5 protein-coding genes are annotated in these 10,842 nt (G+C 69.3%); all 5 read right to left on the bottom strand.

Annotated features, from left to right (window positions below; translation table 11 throughout):
- Window positions 1–131: 131 nt before the first annotated feature.
- Entirely contained in the window at window positions 132–374 is a 243-nt protein-coding gene (locus ABZ827_RS27425; RefSeq protein WP_357242507.1) for a phosphopantetheine-binding protein, read from the bottom strand.
- Window positions 375–388: 14 nt separating this feature from the next.
- A complete protein-coding gene (locus ABZ827_RS27420) occupies window positions 389–1,225 on the bottom strand; it encodes a siderophore-interacting protein (RefSeq protein ID WP_357242529.1) in 837 nt (278 codons plus the stop codon).
- The gene (gene entS / locus ABZ827_RS27415) at window positions 1,225–2,526 is read right to left on the bottom strand and encodes an enterobactin transporter EntS (protein WP_357242504.1); all 1,302 of its coding nucleotides are present in this window, start codon (window positions 2,524–2,526) and stop codon (window positions 1,225–1,227) included. Before entS ends, ABZ827_RS27420 begins: the two co-directional genes overlap by 1 nt.
- Window positions 2,526–3,524: an ABC transporter substrate-binding protein gene (locus ABZ827_RS27410; protein WP_357242501.1), complete on the bottom strand. Its 999-nt coding sequence runs from the start codon at window positions 3,522–3,524 to the stop codon at window positions 2,526–2,528. The genes entS and ABZ827_RS27410 overlap by 1 nt, the downstream gene beginning before the upstream one ends.
- A gap of 78 nt (window positions 3,525–3,602) precedes the next feature.
- Window positions 3,603–10,724: an amino acid adenylation domain-containing protein gene (locus ABZ827_RS27405; RefSeq protein WP_357242498.1), complete on the bottom strand. Its 7,122-nt coding sequence runs from the start codon at window positions 10,722–10,724 to the stop codon at window positions 3,603–3,605.
- Window positions 10,725–10,842 lie beyond the last annotated feature (118 nt).

The raw sequence follows: 10,842 nt of genomic DNA, 5'->3' as shown, positions 1-10,842 counted from the left end.
GCTTATTCCCCCTCCCCGGGGGTCTTAACCCCGCCCCGCCGGTATCGGCGCGGCGGCCGGGCGGGGGCCCCCCCCCCCTCCCCCCCGCGGGGCCCCCCCACCGCGCGTCCGGCGCGGTTCGCGGCGCCCGGTCACGGGCACAGCACCTCCAGCCAGGACTCCAGAACGGGGTCCCCGGCCAGCAGCATCGGATCGACGGTCTCATGACCTTCCGACCGCCATTTCTCCACCAACTGCATGATGCGCACCGAATCGAGCCCCGCGTCGAGCAGATTGGTATCGGTGGACAATTCTTCGACCGGAACGCCCATCACCTCGGCGACGTCCTGGATGAAGCGGTCACGGTCGGCCACGGCCGCTGCGTCGTTCGTCATGGTCTGTCCTCTCGTTATTCTTCGCCGTCGAAATTCGCGATGCCGTGTTTCCAATAGCCCGCGATCAGGCAGTCCTTGGACCCGACACCGAGTTCGCTCCGGATCCATTTACGGATCGGGCGCAACTGCCCGGCCTCACCGGCCACCCACGCGTACACGTTCTGCCCGTCGGGCAGGGTGACCGTGCGGACAGCCTTCTCCAGCAGATCCCCGGTACCCGGCGCGGCGTCGCCCCGGTGCAGCCACCGGACCTCGATCCCGGCGGGCGCGTCCAGTTCGATCTCCTGGGTCGCGTCGGTGACCTCGACGAACGCCCAGCCTGTGGTTTCGCGCGGGAGCCATTCCAGCCATCGGGCGATCGCGGGCAAGGCGGTGATATCCCCCGCGAACAGGTAGTTGTCGTAGCTGGTGGGCACCACCACGCCGCCGGGCGGACCGGCGATATGGATCTGGTCTCCCGGTGCGACGGCCAGCGCCCAGTCCGAGGCGAGTCCGCCGGGATGCAGGGCGAATTCGATATCGAGTTCGCCCGCGGCGGCGTCGTAGCGACGCACCGTGTACTCCCGCGAGATGGGCCGCGGTGCGGGCCATTCCAGCGAGAGTCCGTCCTTCACCGGTAGCCGCAGGGTGCCGTCGGTATCCGGGAAGACCACCCGGACGTGTTCGTCGGGCACATAGCTGTGGAACCCGTCGAGTTCCGGGCCGCCGAAGGTGATCCGGAGCAGACCCGACCCCACCTGTTCGGAGCGGATCACCTCCAGTTTCCGCAACTCGATCGGATATCCGACCTTGGCCCCGTGTGAACCGGCCATCACCTCGGCGATCCGCTCACGGTACGCGCCGCGATCCATCACACCCCGTCCTTTCCCTTGTCCGCGATTCCGGTGGCCTGGACCGGCGGTTTCACCGGTGGCCCGGTGGGTTTGCCGCCCCCGGTGAGCCGGGCCAGCGGTGCCATGAACAGCAGGGCCGGCACCAGCAGCACCAGCACGGCACCGCCGTAGACCACCAGGGCGGCACCAGGTTCCACGAGCCCGCCGATCACACCGGCCGCCATGGAACCGATCGCCGTACCGGTCACCGACTGCACCAGTTGCAGACTCGACAACCGCCCGCGCATATCCTCCGGCGAATGCTGCTGCAGGACCGCGTAGCGCAGGATGTTGTTCACCGCCCGGGCGACACCGAAGGCCGCGAGCCCGAGGAAACTCCACGCGATCTGCGGCCACACACCGGCCATGATCAGGCCCAGCGGCATGAGCGCCAGCGAGCCCAGCAGCGCCAGGCCGTTGCGCGGAGTGCGGCCGATCCAGCCACTGGTCAGCGATCCGAGGACGGCGCCGACACCCGGTGCGGCATAGAGCAGGCCCAGCGTCGCCGGACCGGCGTGCAGGGCCTGGTCCGCGAAGGCCGGCAGCAGCACCAGCGGTCCGCTGACCAGCATGGCGAGCAGACCGCTCACCAGCACCGCGCGGATGATGCGGTGGCGCACCGCGAATCCGATCCCCTGCCCCAATTCCACCAGCGGGTTGCGCAAATCGCGGGCCGGCGGCGGAGCGGACCCGATGGCCCGGATCAGTCCCACCGTCGCCACGGTCGCCGCCGCGGCGGCGAAGAACGCGAAAGAGACCCCGATCTGGGCGATCAGCACACCGGCGATGGCCGGGGTGATCATGGTGCCCAGATCCGAGGTCAGGGTTATCAGTGCTCCCGCCGCGGGCATCTTCGAGCGCTCGACCAGCATCGGCACCAGCGCCATCATCGCCGACCCGCTGATCCCGCCCGACAGCCCGTCCACGACGCCGGCGGCGTAGATCACCGGAAGGATCGGGCTGGACAGCAGCGCGTTGAGGCCCAGGGCCAGGAACGCCAGCCCGGCCGCGGTGCGCGACCACTGCATCACCGTGCGCCGGTCGAACCGGTCGGCGATCACCCCACCCGCCAGGCTTCCGACGAACAGCGCGACCGCCATCGTGGTCGATACTCCGGCCACGTGCAGGCTCGACCCGGTGATGTCGTACACCTGCACCGGCAGGGCCACCATGAGCAGCCCGATACCGAGTACGGAGACCAATCGCGCGCCGAAGGCACAGCGGAACCGCCGGCTCTCCCGCAACGGGGAGATATCGATGAGGAGGCCGGCGGTGCTCATCACTTGAACTGCTCCGAGATCACGTCGAGGGTGCTCATCACGCCGCGGTAGTCCGGGCGGTAGCTGGTGGCCGGCAGTTCATAGACCTTCTTGGCCTTGAACGCGGGCAGCTGGGCGAACATCGGATCCTTGGCGAGATCGGCCGCGCTCTTGGCACCGCTGAGCGGAACCACCATCACCACGGGCTGGTCAACGACCTTGGTCAGCAGTTCCGGGCTGAAATTGAACCAGTCCGCGGAGGCGTTGATATCCGGGTTACCGGCCTTGGCCACCACCTTGTCGTCGGCCTTGAAACCCAGCTCGGCGAGCAGCGTCGGCAGGGCGGCGTTCGGCAGGATCATCTTCGGCTGATTGTCGGCGGCGGACTGGAAGAACCCGATCTGCTGTTCGGGAGCCTTGATCTGGTCCTTCACCTGCTGGAGGCGATCCTCGTACGCGGTGATCAGTTCACCGGCCTTGTCACCCTTGCCGACCACATCGGCGAGCAGCTTCAGCTGATCCTGCCAGCCGGTGACGTCACCGGGGATCAGCACGGTGGGCGCGATGGCGCTGAGCTGGTCGTAGGCGTCGACCGACTGTTTGGCGGGGAAACCCTGGCCGCCACCGATGATCAGATCGGGCTGCATCGAGGCGACGAACTCCACGTTCACGCTCTGCCCGATCGGCACCACCTGAGTGCCCTGTTTCGTCGCGTCCTCCGACCAGGTCGGGGGGAATTTCCCGCTGCGGTCGGTGACTCCCAGAACCCGGGTGTCCGCCGCGGCCACCGGAACGCCCAGGTCATAGAGATAGCCGCCGAGCGCACCGTTGAGCACCACGACCCGCTGCGGGTTCGCGGGTACCTCCACGGTGCCCTTCTGGGTCTGGATCGGCCGGGTCCCGGATTCGGCGGTGGGCTCGGCCGAGGAGCTACAGCCCGCGACCGCGACGACCGCGACGAACAGACCGACTACGGCACGTAGCCAGGCCGCGAAGCGGCTGTGGGATAACAGCGACATAGGTGTATCACTTTCTTTCTCGAACCACCGGGGCACCGGATGGTGCCGCGGCAGAGTCTCGGAGCCGGTCCGCACGGGTCACGTCCGCAGTGCCGGAACGGTATCGAGCAGCGCGGCGACCTCGGCCCACCCGTCCTCGGCGACGATCCCGAAGTGGCTGTAGGGCAACCGGCGCGGAGTGATCCGCGCTCCGGCGCCGCGCCAGCCGGCGAGCTGGGCGGCGACCCGTGGCGCGTCGTCCTCCTCGCCCGGGTCGGCGGCGTAGAGCGCCATCGGGCCGGAGTATCGCGGCGTATCGGAATTGGTGACCATGCGCAGCAGTTCACCCGCGGCGCCCCGGATGAGCGCGGCCAGATCTGGCGCGTCCTCGGGAAGTTCCGGCAGCAACCCGTCCAGCCGGGCCGGGTCGGCGAGTGCCTGGGTCGCCTGTTCGGCGAGGTTGGCCAGCGGATGGGAATCGACCAGCCCGACAAACGCGACTTCCGCACCGGCGGCCGTGAGCGCGGCCGCCATGGCGTGCACGATATTGCCGCCGAGCGAATAACCCAGCAGGTGATACGGGCCCTCGGGCTGGATTTCGCGCACAGTGGCCACGTACCGGGCGGCCAGTTCGCCGATGGTCGCGGCACCGGAATCCGCACCGCGCAGGGCGGGCAGCTGCAGGCCGATCAACGGCCGGTCGGCGCGCAGCCGCCGGGCCAGCGGGGCGAACTGCCACGCGGTACCGCCCACCGGATGCACACAGAACAGCGGTTCGGCCGAACCGCGGTCGCGCAACCGCAGCACATGGTCGAGGCGCCGGCCCAGCATGGCGATCTCCTCCGGCACCGTCTCCCCCGATTCGGAAATCTCATCGGGAGAACGGGTTTCGGCGGGCAGGTCGATACCGTCGATTCGCGCCGTGAGCGCGCGAACGGTCGGCGCGTCGAAGACATCGTCGACCACGACCTCGTATCCGGCACGGCGCAACCGCCCGACCAGCCGCACCGCGGTGAGCGAATGCCCGCCCGCGGCGAAGAAATCGTCGTCCGGCCCGATCGCCGCCACACCGAGCACCGCGGCCATCGCCTCGGCCACCGGACCGCCTACCGCCGGCGCCCCAGCGGTTCCGGGCTCGGCCACCGCGGCCGGCGCCGGGTCCGCCGCCACGTCCACCGGGTACTCCGGGACGGGCAGCGCCTTGCGATCCAGTTTGTCGCTGACGGTCATCGGGATCTCGTCCAGCTCCACGAAGGCCGCGGGAATCATGTAGGAGGGCAGCGTTTCGCGCAGCGCCGTCCGGACCGCGTCGGTGTCCACCGTGGCGCCCGAACGTGCCCGCAGATAGGCGACCAGCCGTTGATCTCCCGGAATATCCTCGCGCAGGATCACGGCGGCCTGCGCGATCTCGGGGCGGCGCAGCACGGCCGATTCGATATCGCCGAGTTCGATGCGCTGCCCGCGCAGCTTCACCTGGCTGTCGGTGCGGCCGATATAGTCCAGTTCGCTGTTCGCGCCCCAGCGCACCAGATCACCGGTGCGGTACATGAGTTCACCGCTGCCCGCGGGATCGGCGACGAAGGTCCGCGCCGTCCGGGCCGGTTCGTGCAGGTATCCGCGGGCCAGCTGCACACCGGTCAGGTAGAGCTCGCCGACGGTGCCGAACGACACCGGCCGCAGCCGCTCGTCGAGCACCCGCACTCCCGCGCCGCCGGGCGGGCGGCCGATCGGGACGGTTTCGATATCGGTGTCGTCGGTGACGTGGTAGGTGATGCAGACCGCGGCCTCGGTGGGTCCGTACAGGTTGTTCACCTTGGTACCGGTCGCCTCCCGGAGGCGCTGCGCGGTGGTGGACGGCAGCGGTTCACCGCCGGTGAAAACGCAACGTAGCGCGGAACATCCGGACAGATCGCTCTCCTCGGCCATGGTGGTGAGCATGGAGGAGGTCATCTGGACGGCGGTCACCCGCTCGTCGGCCATCAATTGCGCCTGGTAGTAGGGGTCGCGGTGACCGTTCGGCCGGGCCAGCACGATCCGGGCGCCCACCAGCAGCGGCAGGTAGATCTCCAGCAGCGAGGCGTCGAAGGTCGCGGGCGTGCGGTACAGCATCGTGTCGCCCGCGCCGAACCGGTGCTGTTCCTGCAGCCAGGCGAAGGTGTTGATGATGGCCTCGTGCGTCACCGTGACGCCCTTGGGCACACCGGTGGATCCCGACGTGAACAACAGATAGGCGGCATTGTCCGGCCGCAGCGGCGCGATCCGTTCCGCATCGGTGAGCGCGCCGGCGGCGAAGCCCGCCAAGTCCAGGGTGTCCGTGGCGACCACGGGTGCTCGCTCGGTCGCGAAACCGTCGGCGCTCGTGGTGAGCACCAGCGCCGGAGCGGCGGTGGTGAGGATCGTATCGAGACGTTCGGCGGGCTGGCCCGGGTCCACCGGGAGGTAGACACCACCGGATCGGCTGATCGCATGCGCCGCGATCACCGCATCGGCGCAGCGCCGCATCGCGACGACGACCACCGTCTCGGGACCGATCCGCTGCGAAACCAGCCAGCGGGCAAGGCGATCGGCGCGTTCGCCGAACTCGCGATAGCTGATCGTCTCGCCCTCGGCGGTGAGGGCCGGGGCCGTCGGATCGATCTCCACCGCCGATCGCCACGAGGCCAGCGTCGCACCGTGACTGTCCGGGTGCCGGGTGCTCTCGAGTACCGCGCCCACGGTCACCGACGGATCGTCCACCAGCGCGGTGAGCACTGCACCCAGTCGCGCCGCCATCCGCCGCGCGGGTGCCTCATCGACCGCGCCGGGGGCGTAGTGCAGCATGAGCCGGAACCGGTCGCCGGGTAGCGCCGTCACGGTCACCGGGTAGTGCGTGAGGCTGTGCACGGCGACGTCGGCGACACCGATATCGTGCGAATCCTTGGGCGCCACACCGGTTTTCGGGAAGTTCTCGTAGACGACAAGGGTGTCGAAGAGCCGTCCGACCCCCGCCGCCCGTTCCACCGTGGCCAGCCCCAGGTACCCCTGGTTCTGCAGTTCGAGCGTCGTCCGCTGGAATCCGGCGAACTGCTCGACCACCGGAGTTCCGGTGTCGAGGGTCATCCGCACCGGGACGGTATTGCTGAACAACCCGACCATCCCGCCCACACCGGGCAGATCGGCCGGCCGGCCCGAGACCACCGCCCCGAAAACGACATCGGTCCGGCCGAGCTGTTCGGCCAGCACCATCGACCACGCGCCCTGCAGCAGGGTGTTCATCGTCAGCCCGTGGGCCCGGCCGAAGGCTTCGAGCGCGTCCGCGGTCGCCTCGGCCAGCGGTACCTGCAATCCCACCGAGGCCGACCGCGGACCGGGCGCACCGATCAGGCTCGGCGCCTCGAGTCCTGCCAGATATGCACCCCAGCGCCGGGTTTCGGCGACGCTGTCGCGGGCGGCGAGCCAGGCGAGATAGGTTCCGTAATAACCGGGTTCATCCAGCTGTTCGCCGTGGTATAGCGCGAGCATCTCGCGCAGCACGATCGGCACCGACCAGCCGTCGGCCAGCAGGTGATGGGCGGTGAGCACCAGCCGATGCACGGTATCGGAGAGCCGGATGAGCAGCGCCCGCAGCAGCGGCGGGTCGCCGATATCGAAAAGTTCCTCCCCCGCCGCGGTTTCCAGCTCCAGGGCGCCCGCCGCGGCATCCGGCCGGTTACGCAGATCCTCGACCCGCCACGCGACCCGGGGCGTCCGCGGGATCACCTGAACCGGCTGATCCACCTGGTCGTAGTGGAAGGCGGCACCCAGGTTCGGGTGCCGGCGCAGCACTTCCGTGAACGCCGCCGCCAACCGGCCGGGGTCCACCGGGCCGGACAGTTCGAAGCGGGCTGTCAGCGTGTAGACATCGGCGGCGCCGTCACGCAGCGCGTGGAACAGCAGGCCTTCCTGTAACGGTGACAGCGGAAGCACATCGGCGATCGGCCCGTGCACGGCGGCCAGTTCGTCGACGTTGCGCGGCGGCAGGACGATCGATACGGAATCGGCGCGCGGCAGCGGGGCGGGTCCGGTACTCGCCGCGGCCGCCACGGGTTCGGCCGCCGCGGCCAGATCACCGAGACTGCGGCGGGTCAGCAGATCCTGCGGCGCCAGTACGAGACCGCGCTCCCGCAACCTGCCGCAGACGCCGATCGCGGTGATGCTGTCGCCACCGGCACCGAAGAAATCGTCGTCGATATCGACGCTGTCGCGGCCGAGCAGTTCGGCCACCACTTCACCGACAGCGTGTTCGGCCGGTGTCGCCGGCGCACGACCTCCGGTGGACTCCACCGGGTCCGGTAGCGCGGGACGGTCCACCTTGCCGTTGACCGTCCACGGCAATTCGCCGAGCACGACGATCCGGGTGGGCACCATCGGGTCGGGCACCAGTTCGGCCAGCCGGTTGCGCAACCGGGTGCCCAGATCCGGGGACCGGTCCGTCGCCTCGACCGCGGTGTCCTCGGTGGCGACCACGTACCCGATCAGGCTCGGCCGGCCGGCGAGGTCACGGATATCGGCGGCCGCCGCCGCGATCTCGGGCAGACCGCTCAACGCGGCCTCCACCTCACCGATTTCGATCCGATGCCCGCGAATCTTGACCTGGGCGTCGGCCCGCCCCGAATAGAAGTACCCCTTCCCGGGCACCCAGCGCGCCAGATCACCGGTGCGGTACATCCGCGATCCCGGCGGGCCGAACGGGTCGGCGACGAAGCTCTGCGCACTGAATCCGGGCCGCCCGAGGTAGCCCTGGGCGATACCGCCGCCCGCCAGGTACAACTCCCCGGGCTGCCCGTCCGCGACGGCCTGTAACCCGTTGTCCAGCAGGTAGGCCCGCACACCGGGCAGCGGGACGCCGATATGGGGATCGGTCCCGCGGATGGGTGCGCCGATGGCGTCGACCGTGGCCTCGGTCGGGCCGTACAGGTTGACCGCGGTGACCCCGGCGGTCTGCACCTGCTGCCACAGGTCCGGCGGGCAGGCCTCACCACCGAGTACCAGCAGCCGCGGCGCGACCTGTGCCAGGCCGTGCGCGAACAGCGCGGCGGCCAGCGTCGGAGTGCCGTCGACGACCTCGATGCCGTCCGTGCCGAAGGCTGCCACCAGTGCCGCGGGATCGCGGCGGATCTCACTGTCGTACAGGTGGATCCGGTGCCCGTCGAGCAACCACAGCAGGGGGTCCAGCGCCGCGTCGAAGGCGAACGAGGTGGTGTGCGCGATCGCCAGCCGGCGACCGCCGGCCCGTTCCACGGTTTCGGCGTAGATCCCCGACCGATGTCCGGCGACCAGTTGCGCGAGGGCGGCATGGTCGATCACCACGCCCTTGGGGGTTCCGGTGGATCCCGAGGTGTACAGCACGTAGGCCGGATGGTCGCCGCGCACGATGCCACCCGGTGCGGGCGGGCCGGCCGGGAGCTCGCGCAGCGTGGTCCGGACCTGCTCGTCGTCGAGCGCGACCGCGCGGCAAGCCAATTCGGCCACCAGCGTGTTGTCGGTGAGCACGAGGGCCGGCGCCGCATCGTCGATCATCGTGCGCAGCCGCGGTACGGGATGCTCCGGATCGAGCGGCAGATAGGTCGCGCCCGCACGCCATACGGCCAGCAGCGCCACCACCAGATCCGCGGTCCGCGGCAGTGCGACACCCACCAGATCTCCGGTGCGCACCCCCTGGTCGCCGAGGTACCGGGCCAGCCGGTGCACCCGGTCACCGAGTTCGGCACCGGTGTAGCGCTGATCGCCGGCGACCAGAACGGTATCGGCGGCATTCTCGGTGACCATGCGGTCCAGCGCGGCCGGAATCAGTTCGATCCCGGTCGCGGCCGCGCCACCGGATCGTTGCGCCAGCAGCCGGTCCCGTTCCGCGCTCTCGATCAACTCCAGCGAGCCGACCTGCACCTTGTCCAGTTCGGTGAACGCCTCTATGACCCGGACCAGCCCCGCGGTGCGCCGGTAGGCGGTCTCCGGATCATTGGTCCGCGCGTCACATTCGAAATTCAGCAGTACGGATTTATCGGGTAGCGGTGTCACCACCAGGCCGAGATCTTCCGGCGGCCCGCCCGCCACATTGCGCAGCACACCCTTGGCGCCGTCGAAATCCAGTGCGAAATCGAAAACCTTCAGGTTGATCCCGATACCGTGCAGCAGTTCGCCCGCACCGAATCCACTCAGGTCGCGCGCGAGATCGGCGCCGCTGTAGCGCTGGTGCTTGCGCATCTCCTTCAGCGTCTCCGCGACCCGCACGCCCAGCTCGCCGACGGTCTCGTGCGCGTGCACGGTCAACCGCAGCGGCAGCACGTTGACCGCCATCGCGGGGGTACTGAGCGCGACCCGGCCGACGCGCCCCATCATCAGCATCGACAGCACCACATCGGAGGTGCCGAGCAACCGCTGCAGATAGGCGGCGTAGCAGGCGATGAGCCCGTCCGCCCAGGTGATCCGGTAGCGCTCGGTAACGGAACGCAGCCGGTCGAGGGTGGCGACCGGCAGGATCGCGTCGGCCCGGATGGTCCGCTCCACTTCGCCGCCGACCGCCGTTCCCCGACCGTCCAGCGTCGGTGCGGGGCTGAGCTGTTCGCGCCAGTAGCGCTGATCGTCGGTGAAATGTTCGCTCTCGCGATAGGCCTGCTCGTCGGCCACCAGATCGGCGATACTGCCGAAAGTCGCCTTCGGCGGTTCGTTTCCCCGCCGTAGCGCGGTGTAGTGCGCGGCGACGCGGCGCGACAACAGCGCCGCGCTGTATCCGTCGACGATCAGGTGGTGGTACAGCTGCACACACCAGACTTCGCGGTCGGTGAGCCGGATCAGGGTGTAGTTGTACAGGCGCCGGTCCACCATGCCCCGGCACCGCTGCGCCGCGTGATGTCGTTCGAGCGCCACGGCCTCGTGCGCGAAGGCGACCGGCTCCGCCGCGCCTCGCAGATCGATCGCCGGTTGCAGGACCGCGGGTTCGTTGCTGACGAATTGCCGAGGGCCCGCATCGGTATCGCGGAACCGCAGCCGCATGTTCTCGGCGTCGGCGACAGTCAGGCGGATGGCCTCGGCCAGCAGGTCTACGTCGATGGGCTCGTCGCCGGAGATCTCGAGCACCTCGCCGACCAGGTAGCGGCCGGATTCCGGATCGAACTGCTGCGCATTCCAGATTCCCAGCTGGGGGCCGGTGAGCGGTAGTCCTGGACCGCTGATCATCGACGTGTTCTGCACTGCCGCCGGCACGGCAACTCCCTTCGCTGTGAACCACTTCCGTGTGTTGTGCCGTTCGGTGGAACCGCGCGGCACAACACACGACCACAGTTGAGGTTAGCCTAACCTTTACTAAAGTAAAACATCTTGA

It is taken from the genome of Nocardia sp. NPDC019395, assembly GCF_040632335.1.
Lineage (GTDB): Bacteria > Actinomycetota > Actinomycetes > Mycobacteriales > Mycobacteriaceae > Nocardia.
Note: the sequence above shows the minus strand (reverse complement) of the source record. Positions and strands in the feature narration are given on the sequence as shown.